22 protein-coding genes are annotated in these 23,050 nt (G+C 31.9%); 11 read left to right on the forward strand and 11 right to left on the reverse strand.

Annotation, left to right across the window (positions count from 1 at the left end; translation table 11 throughout):
- Window positions 1–71: 71 nt before the first annotated feature.
- The 6 genes from EI427_RS09455 to EI427_RS09480 form a co-directional block, all read right to left on the reverse strand.
- On the reverse strand, window positions 72–989 hold the full coding sequence (locus tag EI427_RS09455) for a DUF72 domain-containing protein (RefSeq protein ID WP_126613976.1): 918 nt from the start codon (window positions 987–989) through the stop codon (window positions 72–74).
- A 66-nt stretch (window positions 990–1,055) separates the two neighbouring features.
- The gene (locus EI427_RS09460; protein WP_126613978.1) at window positions 1,056–1,541 is read right to left on the reverse strand and encodes a hypothetical protein; all 486 of its coding nucleotides are present in this window, start codon (window positions 1,539–1,541) and stop codon (window positions 1,056–1,058) included.
- A gap of 107 nt (window positions 1,542–1,648) precedes the next feature.
- A complete protein-coding gene (locus tag EI427_RS09465) occupies window positions 1,649–2,113 on the reverse strand; it encodes a hypothetical protein (protein ID WP_126613980.1) in 465 nt (154 codons plus the stop codon).
- A 27-nt stretch (window positions 2,114–2,140) separates the two neighbouring features.
- Complete coding sequence (locus tag EI427_RS09470) at window positions 2,141–3,268, reverse strand: NAD(P)H-binding protein (RefSeq protein WP_126613982.1); 1,128 nt, start codon at window positions 3,266–3,268, stop codon at window positions 2,141–2,143.
- Window positions 3,269–3,560: 292 nt separating this feature from the next.
- Window positions 3,561–4,118, reverse strand: a complete 558-nt coding sequence (locus tag EI427_RS09475) for a DUF1349 domain-containing protein (RefSeq protein ID WP_126613984.1) — start codon at window positions 4,116–4,118, stop codon at window positions 3,561–3,563.
- Window positions 4,119–4,191: 73 nt separating this feature from the next.
- Window positions 4,192–5,046: a shikimate dehydrogenase family protein gene (locus EI427_RS09480; RefSeq protein WP_126613986.1), complete on the reverse strand. Its 855-nt coding sequence runs from the start codon at window positions 5,044–5,046 to the stop codon at window positions 4,192–4,194.
- A 484-nt stretch (window positions 5,047–5,530) separates the two neighbouring features.
- Between EI427_RS09480 and EI427_RS09485 the strand changes: the two genes are divergently transcribed.
- The 4 genes from EI427_RS09485 to EI427_RS09500 all read left to right on the forward strand — a co-directional run bounded on the left by EI427_RS09485 (window position 5,531) and on the right by EI427_RS09500 (window position 7,860).
- The gene (locus tag EI427_RS09485) at window positions 5,531–6,016 is read left to right on the forward strand and encodes a hypothetical protein (RefSeq protein WP_126613988.1); all 486 of its coding nucleotides are present in this window, start codon (window positions 5,531–5,533) and stop codon (window positions 6,014–6,016) included.
- A gap of 153 nt (window positions 6,017–6,169) precedes the next feature.
- On the forward strand, window positions 6,170–6,562 hold the full coding sequence (locus EI427_RS09490; protein WP_126613990.1) for a hypothetical protein: 393 nt from the start codon (window positions 6,170–6,172) through the stop codon (window positions 6,560–6,562).
- Window positions 6,563–6,566: 4 nt separating this feature from the next.
- On the forward strand, window positions 6,567–6,929 hold the full coding sequence (locus EI427_RS09495) for a hypothetical protein (RefSeq protein ID WP_126613992.1): 363 nt from the start codon (window positions 6,567–6,569) through the stop codon (window positions 6,927–6,929).
- Between the two features lie 64 nt (window positions 6,930–6,993).
- On the forward strand, window positions 6,994–7,860 hold the full coding sequence (locus EI427_RS09500; protein WP_126613994.1) for an alpha/beta hydrolase family protein: 867 nt from the start codon (window positions 6,994–6,996) through the stop codon (window positions 7,858–7,860).
- Between the two features lie 107 nt (window positions 7,861–7,967).
- Here the strand turns inward: EI427_RS09500 and ileS are convergent, their stop codons facing one another.
- Complete coding sequence (gene ileS / locus EI427_RS09505; protein ID WP_126613996.1) at window positions 7,968–11,339, reverse strand: isoleucine--tRNA ligase; 3,372 nt, start codon at window positions 11,337–11,339, stop codon at window positions 7,968–7,970.
- Between the two features lie 224 nt (window positions 11,340–11,563).
- Between ileS and EI427_RS09510 the strand changes: the two genes are divergently transcribed.
- The 5 genes from EI427_RS09510 to EI427_RS09530 all read left to right on the forward strand — a co-directional run bounded on the left by EI427_RS09510 (window position 11,564) and on the right by EI427_RS09530 (window position 15,690).
- The gene (locus EI427_RS09510; protein WP_126613998.1) at window positions 11,564–12,808 is read left to right on the forward strand and encodes a hypothetical protein; all 1,245 of its coding nucleotides are present in this window, start codon (window positions 11,564–11,566) and stop codon (window positions 12,806–12,808) included.
- Between the two features lie 73 nt (window positions 12,809–12,881).
- On the forward strand, window positions 12,882–13,469 hold the full coding sequence (locus tag EI427_RS09515; RefSeq protein WP_126614000.1) for a hypothetical protein: 588 nt from the start codon (window positions 12,882–12,884) through the stop codon (window positions 13,467–13,469).
- Window positions 13,469–14,014 carry a hypothetical protein gene (locus tag EI427_RS09520; RefSeq protein WP_126614002.1) on the forward strand — a complete coding sequence of 182 codons (546 nt, stop codon included), beginning with the start codon at window positions 13,469–13,471 and terminating at the stop codon, window positions 14,012–14,014. Before EI427_RS09515 ends, EI427_RS09520 begins: the two co-directional genes overlap by 1 nt.
- A gap of 49 nt (window positions 14,015–14,063) precedes the next feature.
- On the forward strand, window positions 14,064–15,131 hold the full coding sequence (locus EI427_RS09525; RefSeq protein ID WP_126614004.1) for a bestrophin family protein: 1,068 nt from the start codon (window positions 14,064–14,066) through the stop codon (window positions 15,129–15,131).
- 175 nt (window positions 15,132–15,306) lie between these two features.
- Entirely contained in the window at window positions 15,307–15,690 is a 384-nt protein-coding gene (locus EI427_RS09530; protein ID WP_126614006.1) for a hypothetical protein, read from the forward strand.
- A gap of 37 nt (window positions 15,691–15,727) precedes the next feature.
- Here EI427_RS09530 and EI427_RS09535 read toward each other — a convergent pair whose 3' ends face one another.
- The 3 genes from EI427_RS09535 to EI427_RS09545 form a co-directional block, all read right to left on the reverse strand.
- Window positions 15,728–16,555 carry an alpha/beta hydrolase gene (locus EI427_RS09535; RefSeq protein ID WP_126614008.1) on the reverse strand — a complete coding sequence of 276 codons (828 nt, stop codon included), beginning with the start codon at window positions 16,553–16,555 and terminating at the stop codon, window positions 15,728–15,730.
- Between the two features lie 71 nt (window positions 16,556–16,626).
- Window positions 16,627–17,661 carry a 3-dehydroquinate synthase gene (aroB, locus tag EI427_RS09540; RefSeq protein ID WP_126614010.1) on the reverse strand — a complete coding sequence of 345 codons (1,035 nt, stop codon included), beginning with the start codon at window positions 17,659–17,661 and terminating at the stop codon, window positions 16,627–16,629.
- 116 nt (window positions 17,662–17,777) lie between these two features.
- Window positions 17,778–18,872 (reverse strand): chorismate mutase, encoded by a 1,095-nt coding sequence (locus EI427_RS09545; RefSeq protein ID WP_126614012.1) that lies wholly within the window; start codon window positions 18,870–18,872, stop codon window positions 17,778–17,780.
- Between the two features lie 284 nt (window positions 18,873–19,156).
- Between EI427_RS09545 and EI427_RS09550 the strand changes: the two genes are divergently transcribed.
- Window positions 19,157–20,212, forward strand: a complete 1,056-nt coding sequence (locus EI427_RS09550; RefSeq protein ID WP_240655364.1) for an NAD(P)H-dependent glycerol-3-phosphate dehydrogenase — start codon at window positions 19,157–19,159, stop codon at window positions 20,210–20,212.
- 144 nt (window positions 20,213–20,356) lie between these two features.
- On the forward strand, window positions 20,357–21,478 hold the full coding sequence (hppD, locus tag EI427_RS09555) for a 4-hydroxyphenylpyruvate dioxygenase (protein ID WP_126614014.1): 1,122 nt from the start codon (window positions 20,357–20,359) through the stop codon (window positions 21,476–21,478).
- Window positions 21,479–21,528: 50 nt separating this feature from the next.
- Here hppD and EI427_RS09560 read toward each other — a convergent pair whose 3' ends face one another.
- Complete coding sequence (locus EI427_RS09560) at window positions 21,529–23,022, reverse strand: CotH kinase family protein (RefSeq protein ID WP_126614016.1); 1,494 nt, start codon at window positions 23,020–23,022, stop codon at window positions 21,529–21,531.
- Window positions 23,023–23,050: the final 28 nt, after the last annotated feature.

The following is a 23,050-nucleotide window of genomic DNA, read 5'->3' on the forward strand; positions in this document are numbered from 1 at the left end:
ATTTTGTTTGGGCAAATGTAAAGGAGTAATTATCAATTAGCAAATAAACTATGTCAATGCTTGTAACTAGATCAAAAAAGTGACTGTTGTTCTATCTTTTCTCTAATAATTGGGTAATTAAAATCAGAAATTTGATGTTTCGTAAAATCTTTGCCAATATAATTCCCTAACTCTGGGCAAAGAATATCTTCTGGTTGATGTCCAAAAAAGTAGACCTCTTGTAAGCCTTGTCTTTTAAAGGAGGCTATTCTTTCTCGCCAATCATTTACTCTTTTAAAATCTGTTTGATGTAACTCGTTTCCTACAAATCGAACCATTAAAACAGGAGTTGTTACTCTCATATGTAGTACATCTCTTCTCCCTGCAACATCTGTAATCACTAAGGCATATCCTTTATCCGTAAGAATTTCTGATAATGTATTTAGCATCACTTCATCTGTAAACCAAGAAGGGTGACGTAGCTCTACCCCTAACTTGTAGTTTTTAGGAAATAGATCAAGAAATTGGAATAAAGCACTTGCTTCTTTTGTAGTGAAATCTGGAGGTAGTTGTACCCAAGAATAGCCCAGATTACCCCCTAAAGCTAACATCTGATCAGTAAATTCTAGAACATCATCTTTACTATTTTTCAGTCTTTTTCTATGACTTACCGATTGTAGAAACTTTGGACTGAATCTGAAATTATCACCTACAGTAGACCTCCACTTAATAAGTGTATTTTCTTTAGGGATACCATAATGTGTAGAATTGAGTTCTATGGTATCAAAATGTTGGGCGTAATAATGTAGAAAAGTGGGTGCTTGTGCTTTATCTGGATATATTTTCCCTTTCCAATCGGCACAAGACCATGCAGGAGCCCCTAACCTAAATGTAAAAGAATTCACAAAATTAGGATGATTTCTAAACATCAATTTAGAATATTGATCTTCTCCGGGAAGCGAAAAATCTACCTTAGAAATATCTTTGAGCCGACCAAAATCCATACACATCTTCTTACTGTTTGATACAAAAGCCTATCTAGTAGGTAAAATCAAAAGCAATATACTTGATTCTACTTACTTCTGTGCTGCTTTAAATTCATCCATAGATTTGTAATGGCACTTAGCAAGTAACGCATCAATACGTAATTGTAATTTTGCATCATCTTCAGCATTCTTGCATCTTAAGGCATCAACTAATAATTTCTTTATATCTGAAGAATATTTTGAAGCCAAATCTAAAAATGGTAGATCTATTAATTCTTTATAAACTGGAGTATCTCGTCTAGAAAATGATATTTGACGTGCAGATTCTAATAGAGCGGCAGTATAAACAGGGTATTCCTGGAGTAATTGAGCTATATAGATGTAATCATCAAAATTTACATTCCCATTTTCTACATAGTATCTCAACTCAACAAGACTTCCAGAATTAACTTCACTAGTCATCATTATTTGTTGCAATTGTTCTGTTGCATCTTCTTTAGATAAGGGAGTTCCTTGATTTGCTAAAGACAAGAGAGAAATATTTAGAAACGATAGTATTAAAAGGAGTTTTTTCATAACTAAAAATGAAATTGTTAAATTCTTCACCAAAAGTAAATAATTTAACAAAATGATACTCATCTTTATAGATTACTTTAACAAAGATTAGTTTGTTTACACTCCTTTTATAAATATTTAGTTACATCAAAATAAGTAGTCAAATTTAAATAATCAGTAAATGTATAGAGTAAAGAAGTCCATAAAATGGACGTTGTAAGTACTGAAAAGAACAGTTTTGAAAAAGGTTCTTTTAAACGTACACCAATTGCTATAAAAACAGGTATTCCTAAAAGCACTGGTGCTAAAATAGCAGCAGATAAAAACCCATATTTATTCCATAAGACAACTACTTTTTTTAACCGCTTATCAAAACCTTTTCGCTTATTATTTTTAAACAATAGCACAATCTTTTGGCCAAGGAAATAAGTAACAACTACAGATAGTAATACTGGTACATTTGTATAAACAAGCATCTCTAAAAAAGAAAAACCCACCACACTACATAAAATTGCACCTAAATAAACTTTCCAAATACAAAGCCCAAAAAGGGTCCCTAAAATTAACCAATATCCTGCAACTGTTGTGATCATTTATATGCTTCTGTTAAAAACCAATTATTATATTTTTTTTGCATTCGCTATTAAATTGGTATCAATTAAGAGTAGAATAAATGCAGATAAAATTGCACCTAACCCAATTCCTTGTAAAAATTGATTACTAAAACCAAACCCCAAAATAGCTCCACCTACTAAAGTAAGAAGTTCTGTGGTAAGCAATTTATTAAAAGTTTTTATCACTTTACTCACTCTTAATGCTTCTATTAATGGTACGCCTAATTCAAGTTCCTTTTGTAAAGACTTAATATGTTGGGGTATTTGAAGTAAAATAACACCTCCAACTATACAAGCTAAAGCAGAGGCTGTCAAAATAGGGAGACTTATTCCTTTAATAAAAACAGAGGAAGATAATGAGTAAATAGCACTTTGAAGTACAGTATTAACTCCTCCAAATAAAAACAATGAAAATGAAGTTGATTTTTCTTTACTAAAATACTCGCTCTGACTTAAAAAAGATACGCTATTAATTTCTGAAGAAGAATAAAAAGTAATACCATGATTATTATTAAATAAATTTTGATGAATAAAAGTTGACATCTCATTAACATCAACTGGTGCATATTTTTCGAATTTAGGAGACAAGTTTGATATCAATTGAAAAAACAATTGACTTGCCGATTCCTTTAATCTAAATTCTTCTCTATTTCCTGCTTTAAGAATTGAGGGTTGATAAAAAACTGTACTCTCAATTCCTACACTTTTAACCAACTCTTGCATCTCTCCTTTTACCCTCAAATAATAATTAGACGCTTCTGCATCAGCACCAACAGAACTTATAGTATGAAACTCTTTTATCTGATTCTTTTTCGTCCATTCTGCAATTTGAAAGATAAGGTCTCTATCAATTTCTTCAAAAGCCTCTATAGATCCTGCTTTTTTCAAAGTAGTACCTAAACAAGTAACAACACTATCAGCTTCTACATTTATAGTCTTTAATTGAGAAAAATCTGTTAATATATTTTGATCTATTTTATCATTATCATCAAGCTTTTTTCTAGTAAAAGTTATTACCTTTTTAATTTGATCGTCATTAATAAGTTTTTGAAGTAAAATTTGACCTGTAGCTCCTGTTGCTCCAAAAAGCACAATCGTTTTCATGTTATTTATCATTTCTATTTCATTTTTCATAATTCAAAAATGAGGAATTTCATATACATAAAAATTGACCTATGGTAATAAAAAAAGTCCAAGTTTTCACTTGGACTTTATAAGTTTTTTAAAACAAACAGAAATTGAATGTAATAGATTTCGGGGTTATGTTTTTCATCATAAATAGAGTATCTACTCATGAAATTAATTACTATTACTTACCTAACTGATACAAAGATGTTGGTTGTAACATTCTTATAAATTGATGTATGGTAATTTGTTCTTTCAAGTTAATCTAAGCCCGAATTATAATCTATTCAATTTATTTATTTCAACTCCCGTTTCTAAAGTTATCAACTGGAATATCCGACACTTTCAATTCTTCAATAATTCCAATACAGTTATCTCCTTTTGGTGATTGTATACCAAATCCAATTGACACTGATTTGTCCATTTCCATTCCAAATGCCCTAACAAACCTCCATTTTATTCCATCAATAGAATAATGCAATCCGAAGAAATTATTTTTCCTGGTTATCCTTAACCAACAATTATTTCCTTCTAATATTTCTCCATTCGCATCATCAGACCAGTTATTTGTAATAACAGAAACAACATTATATTTCTTATCAACACCTAATTCTACAGCAATTTTCATCCATTTTCGACCATTCTGACGCACCATTAAAAATGCCGCATCGAAAGGAGCAGAACCTAAGGTTGTTACTTTCCCTTTAATAGTAAAATCCCCCTCTTTAAACTGATGGTAAAATGTAGCACTATCCTTTACATATTCTTCATATTTACATATAAAATCTGTGCCTGCATTTGCTTTGAGTTTAAAAAAATTCTCTCCTTTTAGTAACTCACAAGGATTTAAAGATTCCATGTTTTTCAATTTAATTTTGACTCTTTACCTACTCTACCAATAAAATAGTATCAACTTCACTTTATATAAGTTTCTATACATTCCAGTGTTTTTTTATGTCATTTTCTGAAACTTCTAGTTTATTACCCGAGGTATCTAATGCACCATTTATAAAAAGTCTCCATTGCTTAATCATTTGAGGTATATACATATCTTTTCCTGGAATAAAATACGTGTCGGTTTTAAGACAATATTGTTCTAGGTAATTTATTTTATTATCTTTTTCAGGCATATTATGGTCAAAAACCATTTTAGAACCTTCAAGTATTTCAAGAAACCCAGTAACTTCACTTAATTGATAGGATGACATTGGTGTTGCATTTACTACCAAATCAAAGGGACCTGAAAAATCTTTTAACCTAAGCTCTTCCATCTTTTTATTAACTCTACCCTGATTCCTACCTCTCATCGTTACGTTAATTCCCATATTTTTCAACACATATGAAGCCACTCCCGATACACCTCCATTTCCATAAATAACTGCACTTTTTATTTCCAAACCAGATTCCCCAATATGTTTTCTGACTGCAGTTTCAAAACCAAATGCATCTGTATTAAAACCGTAGAGTTTTCCATTTCTATTTACTACCGTATTTACGGCTCCTGTATTTTTTGCCAATACTTCTATTTCGTCAAGGAATGGTATTATTTCTGATTTCAACCCTTGCCCTGTTACAGCGCCTCCTCTAGTTATTGGTGACTTTAATAAATTAGCGTATTCTTTTGCACTAATTTTATGTGGGAATGTAAAATAACTCAAATTTGCAGATAATGACTGAAGTGCTTTATTGTGTTTTTCTAAAGATGACTGACTACCAGATGTTGAAAATAAGAATAAGGTATTCGTATTAAAAGGCAGGTTGAATGATTCTAGATTGTTATTGTTCATGATTTTATTTTTTTATTATTTCTTCTAACTATAAACTGTTTAAGTATTACAAAAGTATTGAATGAACACCATAGATAATTGTATATTTTAAACACTAAATTAAATTGAACTGATAGAGCTAATTTCTTCCTTTTCCTAAAAGCTATTTATATACAACACATAAATAGTTTAATGATGAATAACCAATTTACACTTTGAGTTAATTCTAATAATCGAAAACAAGAATACAGCTAAGTACTTGATAAACAAATATTAACCTATTATTTAAATTAATCATCCACAAATTTTTTTCTCAACAAATGTACATGAGAAGCTCTTAGCTACTTTTTAAATTTGCATCATAGTAATGAAAATAAAAAACAAAATTATGCGTAAAAAAACATTTCTTGTAACACAATTTAGTATCGTAGTTTTAACACTGACTTCTTCCCACCTATTACATAGCAGTACTAAAAACAATCATAATAATTTAAAGAAAAACACAATGAAAATTGAAAAGCCTACCAGAATATCACATACTTACGAACAAACAATAAATGGATCAATTGAAGACATTTTACCTCTTTATTGCCCTGTCCGTGAATTAGAGTGGGTTGAAAAGTGGAATCCTAAAACGGTTTATAGTAATTCTGGGGTAGTTGAAGAAGACTGCATTTTCATAACGTACCATGATGAAAATGAAGTTGTTTGGATTGTAACAGAGTATAATACTGAGACTGGACATGTAAAGATGTATTATCATGAAGCAGGAGTTCAAGTAACAAAATTAGAAATACAGGTTTCTCCTATTACAGAAAACAAAACGAAAGCTGTACTAACTTATAGTAAAACTGCTCTAAGTAAAAAAGGTAATAATGTTTTGAAAGAATTTACAAAAGAAGAATATGATATCATGATGGACTCTTGGGAAAAAGCTATGAATCATTATTTAAAGACAGGTGAAATGTTGAAAAATTTACCTAACTTCTAAAGAAATAACGTGCAAAAAAGCAAAACGTATTATTAATTATAATATCGAAAATAAATTACTTAGTATGAAGTTTCCTCAATTTATTAACTTAGGTTATTAAAATGGGGAAACTTCTTTCTTAAACAGTAACACTCTACATACATAATTAAATATATGATACCTATAAAACACCTACTTTATAGAACCTATAAACTTTTTTTCATTGTTATACTTCCATCGGTATTATCTGCTTGTACCATTGGTGAGCAAGGAGTTTTCTATGCCGAAATAAGTAAAAAACCAATACTTAGAATTCAGAATAATAAATTAAGGATTGAGGTACATAATTCTAATGTAAATTCTGCTCAGCTAATTTATGAAGTAAATGCGACTATAAATCAAGAAGAAAAAGTGATTAACCTTAAAGCAAAACAAGCTATAAATAAAGACTATTTGGAGAATTTTGAAATTGATATTCCACAGTCAATAATCAAAACTATTAATCTTTGGACTATCAACTGGGTTGATCCAGATGGTACAATAATTACATTAGAAATAGATAAATAACTTAATGAAAAAGACTCTTAAACGAAACGATAGACTTAAATCTGCAAAAATTTGGATGAAAATTTATCCAGGAAAAAACCTTATCAAAGGGTATGCAAATAAATATGCTGTAGATAAAATAACTGCGATAAAAGAATTAAGAATGATTGGGGTTGAAATATCGAGGGAGTACGAAAAACAACTTGTCAATGCTATAGAGAGAAACAAGCTAAATAAACTATCAAAAAAAGATACGGAAAATGAATTAAATGCCTTTTCTGAATTTAGTGAAGACGAAAATTATGCAATGGTTATTGGATACACAAGCAACGGAGTACCTTACGGAATTACCTTTGACGAATTAAATCAGATAAATAATAAGTCTTAACAAAATGTCTTCAATTATAAGTTAGCTGTCTTTAGAGTAAATCAAAACACTAACAATTAATAGTATGAAAATAAGACATTTATCTCTCATCAGTTTATTGAGTTTGTTATTATTTATCTCTTCATGTAAAAAAGATGAAGAAATATCTGTAAGCCATGAGGTTACACAACTACCTTCTGACGTCACTCAATTATTTAAAGAAAAAGGTAATTTATCTTCAAATAAAGTAATTCTTTATTCCAATGGAGGGCCAGATAAAGAGTTAGACACAGGTTATTTCGATGATTTACAATTATCAAATTATCATGAAGTCTATGTTCATCAATCTAACACCTTGAACCCTGATGTAATTGGTGCGAAATTAAACTTAACAGTTGAGCAAGCAATTAGAGAGAATGCTGTTTCTGTAGAGATACTTCAAAAAGTAGCAGAACATTTTAAAAGTGAAGGGAAAGAAGTCTACATTGTAGGTCATTCATTTGGAGCAATATTGATTCCTGCATTAATTGCTAAGCATAAAAATATTGCAAAAAGATATTTAATAATGGCTGGTCGTCTTGACTTCCCTGATAAATTATGGCAAGAATTTAACGAAAGACGCGGTTATTATTTTAAAGATGGAGTAACATTAACATCTCAGAATTTCTCACAAGGTGTATCTGAAACAGAGAAAAATGAAACGTATGCGAGAATGCGACTACAAGCTGGTTTTGGTAAAAATAGATATACTACTCTTTTAAAAGATAAAGATCTAAGTAATGTAATTTATGCTTATGGCCAAAAAGATGAACCTGTAGGACGTTTAACAAAAAATGAAGTAGATTTCTTAACTAGTAAAAATGCTACTGTAATCGAAATTCCTAACGGAGGTCATGGTTCTATGATAGACCTTCCTTATAGAACTAATTTAACGAGTGAATTACTAAAGTAATTTCAAAAAAATAGATAAGCGACATAATTAAAATGTAGCTTAAAAAAGAAAAACGGACAGTACTTTCGCACTGTCCGTTTTTTATTTATCACTACTTAAAAAGTAGATTATTTACTTACACTAAGTTTTACCTCAACACCATCAAGATCAACAACAATTGCATTTGCAACAGTACTCTCTACAGTTAAAGATAAAGCTTGCGTCTCATCACAGATATAAGAACCAAAAGTAGCTAATGCTGCATTTACTAAATCATTACCTTTTTCGGCAACAATATTAATTTTATCTTGTACTTCAAGTCCTAATTCCTTACGGATATTTTGTACTCTATTTACAATATCACGAGCAATACCTTCTTTTTTAAGCTCCTCTGTTAGCGTAATATCAAGTGCTACTGTAACACCTTGATCTTTCGCCATAGACCAACCAGGGATATCATCAGAAGTAATCAATACATCTTCTATTCCTAAAACAACCTCATTACCATCTACATCTAAAGTTGTTCCTTTATTTGTTTCAATAGCTTTGATATCGTCTTGAGACATTTGATTAATCTGAGCAGAAATTCCTTTCATCAATTTCCCATATTTCCTACCTAAAGTAGCAAAATTTGGTTTGATGTGTTTCATAAACATTCCTTCATTTTCTTCTGTTAAGAATTCTATTTCTTTAATGTTTACTTCTGCTGCAATTACATCTTGGACTGCTTTAATTTGGGCAGTTACTTTTGCATTTACATCAGGAATTAAGATTCTCTGCAAAGGCTGACGTACTTTCAATCTATCTTTTTTACGGATAGAATGCGTTAGTGACGAAATTACTTGTGCCAAATGCATTTTCTCTTCTAAATCGATATCAATCAACTCTTCTTTTACTTCTGGGAAAGAAGATAAGTGAACTGACTCAGCAGTATTTTTATTTGTTGCTGCATTTAAGTCTTGGAACAATCTATCAGAGAAGAATGGTGCGATTGGCGACATTAACTGAGAAATTGTTTCTAAACATGTATACAGTGTTTGATATGCAGAGATCTTATCTGTTGCGTATTCTCCTTTCCAGAAACGCTTACGGTTTAAACGTACGTACCAGTTCGACATGTCTTCCAATGTGAATGCTTGGATAGCTCTTGCTGCCTTAGTTGGCTCGTATTCGTTTAAAGCCTCATCTACTTCTTTAATTAAAGTATTTAGACGAGATAAGATCCAACGATCAGATTCTTGGCGTTCTTCCATTGGAATTTCTGCTTCTGAATAAGTGAAATTATCCAAGTTAGCATACAATGAGAAGAATGAATAAGTATTGTAAAGTGTACCAAAGAACTTACGTCTTGTCTCCTTTACGCCTTCTATATCAAATTTAAGGTTATCCCAAGGGTTAGCATTTGATATCATGTACCAACGTGTAGCATCTGCACCGTGTTCGTCCATTGTTTCGAATGGATTAATTACGTTACCTACTCGTTTAGACATTTTTGCTCCTTTTGAATCTAATACTAAACCATTAGAAACAACATTTTTATAAGCAATGCTATCTTGAGTCATACCTGCAATTGCATGCAAAGTAAAGAACCAACCACGTGTTTGGTCAACACCTTCAGCAATAAAATCTGCAGGGAAAGAACCCTTAAAGATATCTTTATTCTCGAATGGATAATGCCATTGAGCGTAAGGCATAGCACCAGAATCGAACCAAACGTCGATTAGGTCTAACTCACGTTTCATTGGAACACCATTTTTAGATACTAAAATGATATCATCAACATACGGACGGTGCAAGTCAAACGCTTCGGTTAACTCATCGTCTTTTGTGATGTATTTAGGATCTCTTGGCATTACACCTGCTTTCACAGCTTTCTTTACCTCTTCTCCTAATTCTGCAACAGATCCAATACAGATTTCTTCTGTACCATCTTCTGTTCTCCAAATTGGTAATGGAGTACCCCAATAACGAGAACGAGAAAGGTTCCAGTCTACTAAGTTCTCTAACCAATTTCCAAAACGTCCTTCACCAGTTGCTTTTGGCTTCCAGTTAATTGTTTTGTTTAATTCTACTAAACGATCTTTAACCGCTGTAGTACGAATAAACCAAGAGTCTAACGGGTAGTACAATACTGGCTTATCTGTTCTCCAACAATGCGGATAACTATGGACATATTTAGCGACTAAGAATGCTCTATTTTCTGTCTTCAATTTAATTGCAAGACGAACATCCATAGATTTGTAAGACTTGTCTGCAGTTACTGCATCATCTTCGTATTCTGCTTTAATGAATTGCTCACCAAACTCACCCATTTCTTTTACAAAACGACCAGTTTTATCCACAAGTGGAAGTGGCTCACCTTTTTCATCAAAAACTACAACAGGAGCAATTCCTGCAAGATTGGCTACTCTCTGGTCATCTGCACCAAAAGTTGGAGCAATATGCACAATACCTGTACCATCTTCAGTAGTAACAAAATCACCAGGTATTACTTCAAAAGCTTTTCCTTCTGGAGTAACATAGGGTAATAACTGCTCATATTTAGCACCTACTAAATCTTTACCTTTCACCTCTCCTACAACACGAGCAGGAATAAGTTTGGCACCAGCTTCGTAAGCATCAAAATCAGCGTCTAATTGCTTTTTGTTTATATAAGCATTTAAACGATTTTTTGCTAAAATTACAGTAACAGGCTCATGCGTATAAGCATTGTACGTTTGCACTTTAACATAATCAATGTTGTTACCTACTGCTAAAGCAGCATTGGATGATAACGTCCAAGGAGTAGTTGTCCACGCTAAGAAAAATAAATCGCCATGTACATCAGAAAATAAAGCAGAAGAGTTATCGTCTTTTACTACTTTAAACTGAGCTGTAATTGTTGTATCCGTTACATCTCTATATGCACCCGGTTGGTTTAATTCGTGAGAACTTAGCCCAGTACCTGCTGCTGGAGAAAATGGTTGGATAGTATATCCTTTATATATTAAATCCTTTTTGTATAACTCTTTTAAAAGATACCAAACGGATTCCATGTAATTTTTCTCAAAAGTGATATAAGGTGTATCTAAATCTACCCAATATCCCATTTGTCTTGTCAATTCATCCCACTGCTCCTTAAATTCCATTACGGTTTTACGGCATGCAGCATTGTAATCATCAACAGAAATTTTCTTACCAATATCTTCTTTAGTAATGCCAAGCTCTTTCTCTACTTTCAACTCTACCGGTAAACCGTGAGTATCCCAACCTGCTTTACGCTTTACTTCAAATCCTTTTAATGTTTTATATCTATTGAAAAGATCCTTTACTGCGCGGCCCATCACGTGGTGAATACCAGGTGCACCGTTTGCAGAAGGAGGCCCTTCATAAAACACGAAAGATGGATTTCCTGATCTCGTAGAGACCGACTTGTCGAAGATATTGTTCTCTACCCAATACTCACGAATTTCTTTATTCGCTGCTACTAGATCGAGTCCTTTGTATTCCTTAAATCCCATTGATTATTGAATGAAATTGTCTAATTATTTTCTATTTAGAATATACCCTAGGGTATAGACGACGCAAATATCGCAATTTGTTTCTAAATGAGAAATAGTTAGGGGATGATATTGGGTATTATTTTGAAGTAATTTTATAAGTTCTTTGTTGTCACGATCGTTTATTATTGGTGCGATCTTTGTGGATTTCCTTTCAAAATCTAATTCAAAAAACTAATAAACCAATGCAACTAACCATTTTATTATTCATTACGTTGGCTCTTTTTTCAACAAAGGATGCTTTCTCTCAAGAAGATGAAAATAGATATACTACCCTAAATAAAGAGTATATATCAAAACATACTTTTCATTTCAATATTCAGAAAAACAAATTTTATGGTGAAGGAGCTAAATTACTCGAATATAAAATTTCGTTAGCTCAATTTTTAATTTTAGGTGAATATCATGGTTCTTCTCAAATTTCCAAATTCACAAAAACACTTATTCCTGTTCTAAAAGAAAATACATTTGATGTCGCTGTTTTTGAAATTGGACCTAATTCAGCAAAAAAAATTAGAGATATCACTAAAGACAGTGAAAATCTCACTAAAGATTTATACAACTTCTACACAAAAAATTATTTCAAAAAAGTAGATGACATTGTTATTCCATTTTTAGATAATAAGGAGGATGCTTTATTTTTAGAAGATTTAGCGAAAAACAACTTCAAAATATGGGGGTGTGATCAGGAATATTATACGGCTGTTTTATTTCTAGGAGATGAAATTGTTTCTCAAGTTAATTATAGACCTGACTTTGAAAAAATACAAGAAACCTGGTATAAAGCAAAACAAGATATTATAACTTTATACATTAAAGATCAAAATAAAAAAATTAAAATTTTTGAAGAGATAAAATCAAATAAAAACTTTAATAAGTTTTCTAATTTTTTCACCGAAAAGGATACTGTCGCATTTCAAATTTTAAATGATTTAACCATAAGTTGGGATATTTATACTAATTACCGTAGATCTCATAAAGATCGTGTAATGCTTATTAGAGAGTACTTTTTAAAACAATACTCTACAAATGAAGTTCGGAAACCAAATTCAAAATATTTTATCAAAATTGGGGGATTACATGCTGGTAAAAAAGCTATTTCTTTGGGTAATTATGACATAGGAGCCTTAACTGAAGAACTTGCATTATTAAATGGCACAAAAAGTATCAATATTCATTTTAAACCAGCTTACTCTGATAATAATACCGAGTATATGAAATACCTTCATTTATTTACTCAGTTTGGTCAAAAAGATCAATGGACAATTATTGACCTAAATTCAATTTCTAAAGATATTCAAAATGGAAAAATTTCCTTAATCGGAATAAAACAATATCGAGATATCAAAGAAGAAATAGATAATTACGATTTACTGATTATCCCTCCTAATGACTATAATCCATCACCTAATTATGGAACTATGCAATAGGGATTCATACAAAATTTAATAACTCAATAAGATCAAAATTGACTATATTTGATCAACCAACTTAAACTATAAAATGCCAAAAACCTCTTCACTAATTGTAAATGATAAACCTGAACTTGCTTTTTACACTTCCAATAAATGCATATATATCCCAATAGATAGAAATGGAATAGATATTTCACATAAAAACATTGATGACAAATTAAAAAAACTAAGAAATATCGTTGAAAAAAGTTCGCTTTTATTATTAGGAGTAGAAATGATAAGTGTTAGTTATTTATTGTACACCTATGGACTAGATTATTTTAATTTATGGGACGCTCTTGAAACTTCAACTCAAATAGTAGAACTAAGTATTATACCCGGAACATATCTTCTCAGTAAATACCAACCAAAAAAGTATTCTCGTTTTAATACTTTTCTGAGTATAGACGAACATTATATTTATATAAAATTAGGTCTATACAAAATAGATAAAGTAGCCCTTTCGTCTATAAAAAACTTTACTATTAAACCCAATAAATATAACATTACTTACTTAAATCTTGAATTACATAATGGCAAGACCACTAAAATAAAATGGTTTCAAAGTTTTTTAATTAAAGAGCAACAAGTTGTAATAGATGCTTTTTTAAGAGAATTTCAAAACAGGATCAAATAATGCTTATTCCAACACTTCAAAAGTGCTTGATCGAATCTTCAAAAAAAGAAGTCTACATTCCTGTGGATATTCATGGGCACATCAGTCTAAAAAACAACAAAATTGTAAAGTGGCCACTTAGAATTATAATTTCTATCCTTGGGATCTTTGAAGCATATCAACTTTCTTCAGGAATATATTCTTTTGGATTAAATGGGGTTGAATTAATAGATATCATTGGACTATCTACAGCTACTATACCAATAATATTATATCCTACATTCCTATTTAAACCAAAAAAAGCTTGGCCTTTCAAGTTTATCTGCTTTGAAAAAGAACACTTCATATTTAATTTCAAATGGAAAACCACCAATATTAGGTACGATAACATTGTAAGGTTTCAATGTTTTACTCATGGTATTAGTGCTTCAAATATTGAATTTACTTTAAAGGATGGATCTTCTAAAACTGCTACTTGGTTTCCTACTAATGAAAATAAAACTCAATTAGAAATGAGACTTTCTATTCAAGATGAATTGAATAAAAGGATTGATTTAAACAGATAAATCTATAATTTAGATAGAATTTACTATTTCAATCTCAAATCTACTTTATATGTTAATAAAAAAGTATTATTCTATTAAAGACATGACCTTTTGGACAAGGCATGAAACTTTACTTTTTATTCTTATTGCCAGTATTCCCACTGTAGCCTATGTTATTTTTGCTCAAAAATGGTTAGTACTACCATGGACTCCAATTGCTCTTGTTGGTACTGCCGTTGCGTTTGTTGTTGGTTTTAGAAACAATGCAGTTTATGACAGGTTATGGGAAGGACGAAAAATTTGGGGAGGTATAGTTAATTCATCTCGATCATTTTCTATTCTTGTAAGCGATACAGTAACAAATGAATATGCAAATGATAGTAACAAGCTTTCTGAAGAAGAACTTAAGAAGGAGCGTATTACTATAATTTACAGACACCTTGCTTGGCTCACAGCTTTACGATACGCTATGCGTACTAAAAAACAGTGGGAAACTTTTATGGAACATAAAACAAATAGAGAATGGGCAAGTAGAATTAATATTCCTGAGTTTGAAATTGATGAAAAAGAGGCTATTAGTGAATATCTTTCCGATGCTGAATTAGCTATTGTAATGAAAGCACCAAATAAATGTACTGTAATTCAAAAATTACAATCTCAACATTTAAGAAAATTAAAAGAAAGAGGATTGATCTGGGAGTTTTCTTTTTTAGCTCTTGAAGGGCATTTAAAAGATTTAATTGCATTACAGGGTAAAAGTGAAAGGATTAAAAACTTCCCTTATCCTAGGCAATATGCTAGTTTAAATGTCTATTTTGTATGGATATTTCTACTCTTATTACCGTTAGGGATTATTCCTGAGTTCGCAAAAATTGGGCAAATTGTAGCAGAAAGTTTTCCTATAATTGGTAAATACTTTGTATGGTTTTCAATCCCTTTTTCAACTTTGGTATCATGGGTTTTCCATACCATGGAGCGCATTGGAACTGTAGGAGAAAATCCTTTTGAAGGTTCTGGAAATGATGTCCCAATTTCTACTATTGCAAGAGGTATTGAAATTGATATTAGAACTTGTGTCGAAGAAGACCCTGAAAATATTCCGAAACCATTTGAAGTTAGATTAAATATTCAAATGTAAATCAATAATAAAGGAAATAGCTTAACGGTTATTTCCTTTTTTAGCTTTTGATAGCTACCAAACTACCTATTAACAGAAAAAAGTTGACGAAAGTCACCAAAATTGAATTTATTCTCTACTTTTGTATTACTAGACATTTTTATCTGTTTAACCACTTCTCTTCTACTGTGCAACTATGGAATATTCCATTTCAATTACCGAAAAAAGTATTAATTTAATCTTATCAGGTTCACCTTCCTCTCAGAGACTATTAACTGCTCTAAGTGAAGTATCTTCTGAATTAAAAAAAATATCGATTCCTATTCTTTTTATCAATGGTGAGTTATTAGATAAACCTTTTATTTTACAAGATCGATTTTACATTTTCACTTGTCTAAAAGAGTTGAATATTGATAAAGCAACTAAAATTGTCATACAATCTAAAGATGACACTGCTAATAGAGATTTATTAGAAATGATGGCAAAAAATAGAGGTTGGCTATTAAAACATTTCAACTCAAAAAACCTTGCTGAAAGATTTATTGATAAGATTCACAATCCATCAATTTATATAAAATAAAACACCTTAGCTATTTATAAACTAAGGCGTTCCATAATTATTTTTCTTGATTGACTACCCTATTAACTTCCTTAATCAAAAGTGGCAAAGCAGGGTAAACCATTCCATGGTCATAACCATCTAGTTCCATAATTCTAGTATCAGTATGCCCAGCAACTTTCATCATTCTGTACATATACGCATTTTCTTCATACCTACCCAATAATTCTAATTCCCTATCTCCAGTAATCAATAATAACGGAGGAGCGTCTTTTCTAACATGAAACAAAGGAGCTAAATCATCTATTATAGGTTGTTTACCATCAATCCCCCTTTCTTCTCTTACTGTAAAGTGGGTAATACAATGTCCACTAAAAGGAATTAAACCAGCAATATCATTTGCGTCAATATTGTATTTTGCTAAATATTTTTTATCCAAACCAACCATACTAGCAAGGTACCCTCCTGCTGAATGTCCTGAAATAAATATTTTATCTGGGTTACCACCGTATTTTTCAATATTCTTAAATGTCCAAGCCACAGCAGCAGCAGCATCTTCAATATAAGCAGGTGCTTTTACTTTTGGGTATAATCTATAATTTACCCCAATAACCGCAACTCCTTTATTTTTTAGTGCATCTGGAATTTCCTTGTTACCATTTACAAGTCCTCCCCCATGAAACCAAACAATTGTAGGAAAATCTTTTTTATTTTTTGGATAGTAGACATCTACAACACAACGCTCATTTATATAAGCATTTGCCTGTCTTGTTACTTCATCATAATAATGTACACTTTCTTCAATATCATACTTTATTTTATCCTTCTGACAGAATACACTTGTTGATAGAAGTAAGAATAAAGAAGTTAATAATAGGTTATTCATTTTCATTTCATTTTTTAACTAAAAAAGGTGAAATCACTTTCACCTTTTCAAAATATTTTTCATATCAATGCTTAAAGACTCATATAATATTTATATGCTTCTTCAATATCCGACCATTCAATAAATTGATCGTAAGTACACGTTCCAATACCTGATAGTAACGAGAAACTTAATTTCTTACCCGTATTCTTCTTATCCTGTAAAAGGTAAGCATATAGATGCTCTAAATCAGATTCTTTAATTTCTACTTTTCCGTAAACAGAAAGAATATATTCTTGAATCTCTTTTAGTTCGCTTTCTTTTAATCCTGTAAACTTTGTAGATAGATATGCTTCTGCTATCATTCCTACAGCAATTGCCTCACCATGTAAAAGTTTTCTACCTGGAATATCTAATAGATAACTTTCAATTGCATGGCCAGCTGTGTGTCCAAAATTCAAGATTTTCCTCATTCCTTTTTCTGTTGGGTCTGAAGTTACAACTCCATCTTTTATATTGATAGAATGAGGAATTATTGTTGCTAAATCTTGCTCTTTTAAAGGCTTTTTTGATACAGTATTCCAATGTTTTGCATCAGCAATCAAACAATGTTTTATTACTTCTGCAAACCCCGAACGTAATTCATTAGGAGGTAGTGTATTAATAAATTCCGGATAAATTAGCACCATATCAGGAATATTAAATACACCAATATGATTCTTCAATTTACCAAAATCAATTCCTAATTTACCACCAACACTTGCATCTACTTGCGATAACAAAGTTGTAGGCATTTGCCAAAAGTCTATACCACGTTTGTATGTAGAAGCACAGAATCCACCCATATCTCCGATTACTCCACCACCTAGATCAAGAACGGCTGCTTTTCTGTCAAAGCCAGCGTTTGTTAGTTCTTGCCAAATATGCTGACAGGTATCTAAAGTTTTATTTTCTTCTCCACTTACCACCTCAATTAAAATATGTTCTGGTAATAAAGAAGAAACTAGAGGGTAACAATCTCTTTTTGTATTCTCATCAACAATTACAGCTAAGCTAGTATAGCCTTGTAAGTTTTTAAAAGTTGATGCGTCTAGTTCTGATAAAAAGGATACTTTATTAATACTCATGGAAGAAGTAAAAAGTAATGAGTATATGTAACACTACTCATTTAGCTTAAAAGAAAAAGGTGGTATCACAATTAAGTGGTACCACCTCTAATATATTTTGATGTGAGTACCTCAGCTTACGCTTTTTCAGTATTCACAACTGCAGTTTGAAGACGAATAGACTCATCGTGAACCAATTTGAATAATTGTTCCATGAAGTTCTTGCTTAAACCTAATTTAGCAGCTTGTTCTGGACGGTTTTGGAAGATATCGATCCAACGACCTGCCTGGAATACAGTAAGGTTGTTATCTCTTTTGTAATCTCCAATTTCGTTTACAACTTCCATTCTTTGCCCTAAAACGTCAACTAATTCGTTATCTAAACGGTCAATTTTTGAACGTAAAGTATCTAATTTAGTATTCACTTCTTCAGCGTCTGTAGAAGATTTCTTGATTTTCACTTCATTCAAGATTTCAGCTAAACGAGCTGGAGTAACTTGTTGCGAAGCATCAGACCATGCATTATCAGGATCTCTGTGTGTTTCGATCATTAAACCATCAAAGTCTAAATCGATTGCTTTCTGAGAAACTGGTAAAATAAGATCTCTTGTACCACCAATATGAGATGGGTCACAGATTAATGGAAGGTTAGGAATCTCCGTTTTTAACGCGATTGCTAATTTCCACATAGGGATATTTCTATATTTAGTTTTCTCAAAAGATGAGAAACCACGGTGAATACCTGCAATTTGACGAATACCAGCACCATAGATACGCTCTATAGCACCTCTCCATAATGCAACATCAGGATTGATAGGGTTCTTGATCATAACAGGAACATCCTTCACACCTTTCAATGCATCAGCAATTTCTTGGATAGTAAATGGGTTAACAGTACTACGCGCTCCAATCCAAAGAACATCTACACCATACTTAAGTGCTAACTCAACATGTTGAGCATTAGCTACCTCAGTAGTAATAGGCATATTTAATTCTTTCTTAACGTTGGCAAACCACTTCAAACCTTCTTCACCAATACCTTCGAATGAACCTGGTCTCGTACGAGGTTTCCAGATACCAGCACGAAGCATAGTGATATCAATTGAATCTTTAATCTGACGGCAAGTCTCCATTAACTGCTCTTCAGACTCTGCACTACATGGACCTGCTATAGCTATAGGACCGCCGTTCTTAACGACCGACCAGCTTTCTAATGATTGTATATCTTTCATATCAGATTAATTTTCGATAGTATAGTAATTCTCAAAATTACAAAAAATAAAATTTAAACCATGAAATCTTGAAATAATTAAACGAATTAACATATATTTTTAATTATTTACAAAATTAATGAGTGTTCAAAATAAATTTCACATCACTTAATTACCAATAATATGTTAATTTGTTTGAGTATTGATTGCATAGCATGTAAATAAAAAGGATAATTGTAATGTAAAAGAGTAGTAGACTTTAAAGTGTATTTATTACCTTTACGTTAAATTACATTATAAGTAGCGTGACAAAAGATACAGAAAACACACAATCGCTTGATAATCAAGAAGAATTACCGAACATCTCTAAGATAGCTGTTATCGGAGGAGGTAGTTGGGCAACTGCATTGGTAAAAATATTATCCGATGGAGGTTCTTCTACTTTGCATTGGTGGATAAGAAATCAATCTGACATTGATCATATCAAGCAATATCATTCTAACCCACGATATCTTCCTTCTGCAAAAATATCAACAGATAAGGTAATTCCCTTTAACAATATAAAAGATGCTATAAAAGGAGCGAATTGTATTCTTTTGGCTGTACCAGCCGCTTTCGTCTTAGATGCTATTAAAGACCTCACCCCTGAAGATTTTAAAGATAAATACGTTATTTCTGCAATTAAAGGGTTAATCCCAGACCAACACATTCTTGTAACAGAGCACATTGAAAGAAATTTTGGTGTACACCACAAGAAAGTTGCTGTTATTGGCGGACCCTGCCACGCTGAAGAGGTAGCAATGGAAAAGCAAGCGTACCTAACAATTGCTTCTGGAAGTAAACGTTTTGGAACTGCTCTAGCAGATGCTATGAGTAATAGATATATTAAAACATCCTCTATACGTGATATTTACGGAGTTGAGTATTCTGCAGTAATGAAAAACATTGTAGCCATATCTTGTGGAATCGCACATGGATTAGGTTACGGAGATAATTTCCAAGCTGTATTAGTTTCTAATGCAATGCAAGAAGTACAATACTTCTTAAAAGCTGCATATCATATTAAAAGAAACCTTCTAGGCACAGCATACCTAGGTGACATGTTGGTGACTTCTTATTCTCAATTTAGTAGAAATAGAACATTCGGCAACATGATCGGGCATGGTTATTCTGTAAAGGCCGCTCAATTAGAAATGCAAATGGTTGCTGAAGGTTACTATGCTGTTAAAAGCATTTTTGAAATTGCTAAAAGATTAAATATTGAAAACGACCTCCCTATTACAAGAGCCGTTTATAATATTTTATACGAACGCATTTCTCCAATCATAGAATTTAGAATTCTTAAAGAGCAATTAAACTAACTGATATCAATTACGTATTTACTAACATTACTATCTCTTCATTACCAATAAGAAAAAACACCAAATATATATATTAAAGAGGTAGTTTAGGCTACCTCTTTTTACAACCAACCACATACACATAAATTAATTATTTACACTCACATGCTAACGTCGAAAACACAACCAAAAAATGATGTCGATTTTCTGCCTATTAATGGCACAGATCACATAGAATTTTATGTAGGCAATGCTAAACAAGCAGCCTACTTCTATCAAATTGCCTTTGGGTTTAAGCTCATAGCCTATTCAGGTCCTGAAACAGGCCAGAGAGACCGTTCTAGCTACGTTCTGCAGCAAGACAAACTTAGATTTGTATTTACTACATCATTAGAAGCTGAATCAGACATTGCTAAACATGTTCAAAAACATGGAGATGGCGTAAAAGTTTTAGCTTTATGGGTAGATGATGCACAGAAATCATTTAATGAAACCGTTAAGAGAGGTGCTACTGTGGTATCTCACCCTAAATTGGTATCAGATGATCATGGAGAAGTTATTCTAGCTTCGATTCAAACGTACGGTGATACTGTACATACTTTTGTAGAACGCAAGAATTACCATGGTGCTTTTCTACCTAAGTTCAAACCATCACATTCAGAAATGGAAGTAAAATCCGTTGGACTAAAATACGTAGATCATTGCGTAGGTAATGTTGAACTAGGTGCTATGGACAAATGGGTAAAATTCTATGAAGATGTCATGGGTTTTAAACTTCTACTTACTTTTGATGATAGCGATATATCTACCGATTATACCGCCCTTATGTCCAAAGTAGTTTCTAATGGCAACGGATATGTAAAGTTTCCTATTAATGAACCTGCAGATGGAAAAAGAAAATCACAAATTGAAGAGTATCTTGATTATTACAATGGAGCAGGCGTACAACATATTGCCGTAGCAACAGATGATATCATTTATACAGTAGGTGAATTAAGAAAAAGGGGAATAGAATTTCTTTATGTTCCTGAAATTTATTACAATGATCTCAAAGAACGAGTAGGTGATATTGACGAAGAAATTGAAGAACTCAGAAAGCTAAATATTCTAGTTGATAGAGATGAGGAAGGGTATTTACTTCAGATTTTCACTAAACCCGTTGAAGATAGACCAACTTTATTTTTTGAAATAATACAACGAAAAGGCGCGAAATCTTTTGGAAAAGGTAATTTCAAAGCACTTTTTGAAGCCATAGAAAGAGAACAAGAACTTAGAGGTAATCTCTAAAAAGAACATAAATAAAGAGAACTCTTATTTTCATAAGAGTTCTCTTTTTTCTAAATATTGTCTTCTAACCAAGTCATACGTTCATTGAAATATGTTTTCAAGTAACTGACTTCTTCTTCATATGTTGAAAATACTTTCGCATTTGGCCAAATCCATTTTCCGATTACATCCCAAGTATTATTATTTTCTTTTTGGGCCCATTTTAAATAATCAGCATTTGTATCGATAAAAGCAATTAAATCACTTTGGTTTGATTTATAATATTGTAAACGTTCTCTTACTAAAACCACAAAAGAAGGGTCTTCAAACATTCGTTTAATCCATGGGTTATCTTTTACCCAAAAACCTTTAGAATTATCATGCCCGTCATAATTCGCGTTCCCTAATGACAAATCAAAATCCCAAAGAGGACCCATTTTTATCTTTTCTCCAGGAATATAATTTAAGAAAATACTTGACCAACTTTTAGCATCTGGATTTCTTAAAATCTCATTAATTAAATACCAATCAACAAAAGAATTGATATCTACAAAAGATTTATATCCAGTAGCAGGACTCAAGAAATCGTCTGAAAAAAGTGTCGTTTCAAAATCGTTAATATGATCTTTTACTAGATGATATTCATTAGAATTGAAAGTAAGATCAGGCTCTTTGATATTAATGTAAAATTTATCTGTACTAAAATATGTATCATCATCATCGATACGGTCTAGCTGATCTATTTCCATTAAGAAGCCTGTATCTTTAAGGTCTACCCTATTGCTACTTTCTTCTACCTTCTGACAAATATTATAAGTTCCTACATAGTTATTATTGACAAATACCTCTGCGTACTCCCCTGCTGGAGTATAATCAAGACTACTAATTCGCCCCATTTCGAAAGCTAATTTATTTCTGATTAGTGTTTTATCAGAATGCTCAGCTAGAAAAATCCACTTCTTATCCTTAGGAAGGTCAAGAATAGATGTTTTATCATCCAATTTTAATTGATAAGGTTTCTTATCATGGAAGTACCAAGTAGAATTACCTCTTCCTCTAATTTTACCTGTAGTTGTAAAAGAAGGGAAATTAGCACCTCCATATTGCTCTACGGTTACTCGAACATAATCCTCTTTAGAATCAATCGGAACATTGCCTTCCGTTATAATACTTATAATTGGGATACCAGTAAACACTACAGTTTCTACAGTATACTCGCTACTCTCATAACCTTCTGAGTTAACCGTATAGATTAGAGGGCTAGAGAAGTCGTTGACTGTTTGCTCTGAGACTTGAGGAGTACCATTTACAGTAATACTTCCTCCTTCATAATCAAATGATGCTGTCAAATTATCTACTTTAGTACCTTTAGGAACTCTTGCAAATATTTGCTTGTCATCAATTTCGTAAGGGACATCAATTACTATGTCTTCGTTTAAATCCCTTTTCAACTCAAATTTAGTGATTTCTGGTTTTAGAGTTGGTTCTATTTTAGCTTGCTCTTCGTTTTTTGAACATCCTAGAAGTAGAGAAGTCAAAAGAAGAATAGTTGGTAAGTTTTTCATCTAAGTAAAATTAATAAAGCTCAATATA

The sequence above is a fragment of the Flammeovirga pectinis genome, assembly GCF_003970675.1.
Lineage (GTDB): Bacteria > Bacteroidota > Bacteroidia > Cytophagales > Flammeovirgaceae > Flammeovirga > Flammeovirga pectinis.

Coding starts and splice junctions, on each gene's coding strand:
- EI427_RS09455 (WP_126613976.1), bottom strand. CDS start 989: ATGTGTATGGATTTTGGTCGGCTCAAAGATATTTCTAAGGTAGATTTT.
- EI427_RS09460 (WP_126613978.1), bottom strand. CDS start 1,541: ATGAAAAAACTCCTTTTAATACTATCGTTTCTAAATATTTCTCTCTTG.
- EI427_RS09465 (WP_126613980.1), bottom strand. CDS start 2,113: ATGATCACAACAGTTGCAGGATATTGGTTAATTTTAGGGACCCTTTTT.
- EI427_RS09470 (WP_126613982.1), bottom strand. CDS start 3,268: ATGAAAAATGAAATAGAAATGATAAATAACATGAAAACGATTGTGCTT.
- EI427_RS09475 (WP_126613984.1), bottom strand. CDS start 4,118: ATGGAATCTTTAAATCCTTGTGAGTTACTAAAAGGAGAGAATTTTTTT.
- EI427_RS09480 (WP_126613986.1), bottom strand. CDS start 5,046: ATGAACAATAACAATCTAGAATCATTCAACCTGCCTTTTAATACGAAT.
- EI427_RS09485 (WP_126613988.1), top strand. CDS start 5,531: ATGAAAATTGAAAAGCCTACCAGAATATCACATACTTACGAACAAACA.
- EI427_RS09490 (WP_126613990.1), top strand. CDS start 6,170: ATGATACCTATAAAACACCTACTTTATAGAACCTATAAACTTTTTTTC.
- EI427_RS09495 (WP_126613992.1), top strand. CDS start 6,567: ATGAAAAAGACTCTTAAACGAAACGATAGACTTAAATCTGCAAAAATT.
- EI427_RS09500 (WP_126613994.1), top strand. CDS start 6,994: ATGAAAATAAGACATTTATCTCTCATCAGTTTATTGAGTTTGTTATTA.
- ileS (WP_126613996.1), bottom strand. CDS start 11,339: ATGGGATTTAAGGAATACAAAGGACTCGATCTAGTAGCAGCGAATAAA.
- EI427_RS09510 (WP_126613998.1), top strand. CDS start 11,564: ATGCAACTAACCATTTTATTATTCATTACGTTGGCTCTTTTTTCAACA.
- EI427_RS09515 (WP_126614000.1), top strand. CDS start 12,882: ATGCCAAAAACCTCTTCACTAATTGTAAATGATAAACCTGAACTTGCT.
- EI427_RS09520 (WP_126614002.1), top strand. CDS start 13,469: ATGCTTATTCCAACACTTCAAAAGTGCTTGATCGAATCTTCAAAAAAA.
- EI427_RS09525 (WP_126614004.1), top strand. CDS start 14,064: ATGTTAATAAAAAAGTATTATTCTATTAAAGACATGACCTTTTGGACA.
- EI427_RS09530 (WP_126614006.1), top strand. CDS start 15,307: ATGGAATATTCCATTTCAATTACCGAAAAAAGTATTAATTTAATCTTA.
- EI427_RS09535 (WP_126614008.1), bottom strand. CDS start 16,555: ATGAATAACCTATTATTAACTTCTTTATTCTTACTTCTATCAACAAGT.
- aroB (WP_126614010.1), bottom strand. CDS start 17,661: ATGAGTATTAATAAAGTATCCTTTTTATCAGAACTAGACGCATCAACT.
- EI427_RS09545 (WP_126614012.1), bottom strand. CDS start 18,872: ATGAAAGATATACAATCATTAGAAAGCTGGTCGGTCGTTAAGAACGGC.
- hppD (WP_126614014.1), top strand. CDS start 20,357: ATGCTAACGTCGAAAACACAACCAAAAAATGATGTCGATTTTCTGCCT.
- EI427_RS09560 (WP_126614016.1), bottom strand. CDS start 23,022: ATGAAAAACTTACCAACTATTCTTCTTTTGACTTCTCTACTTCTAGGA.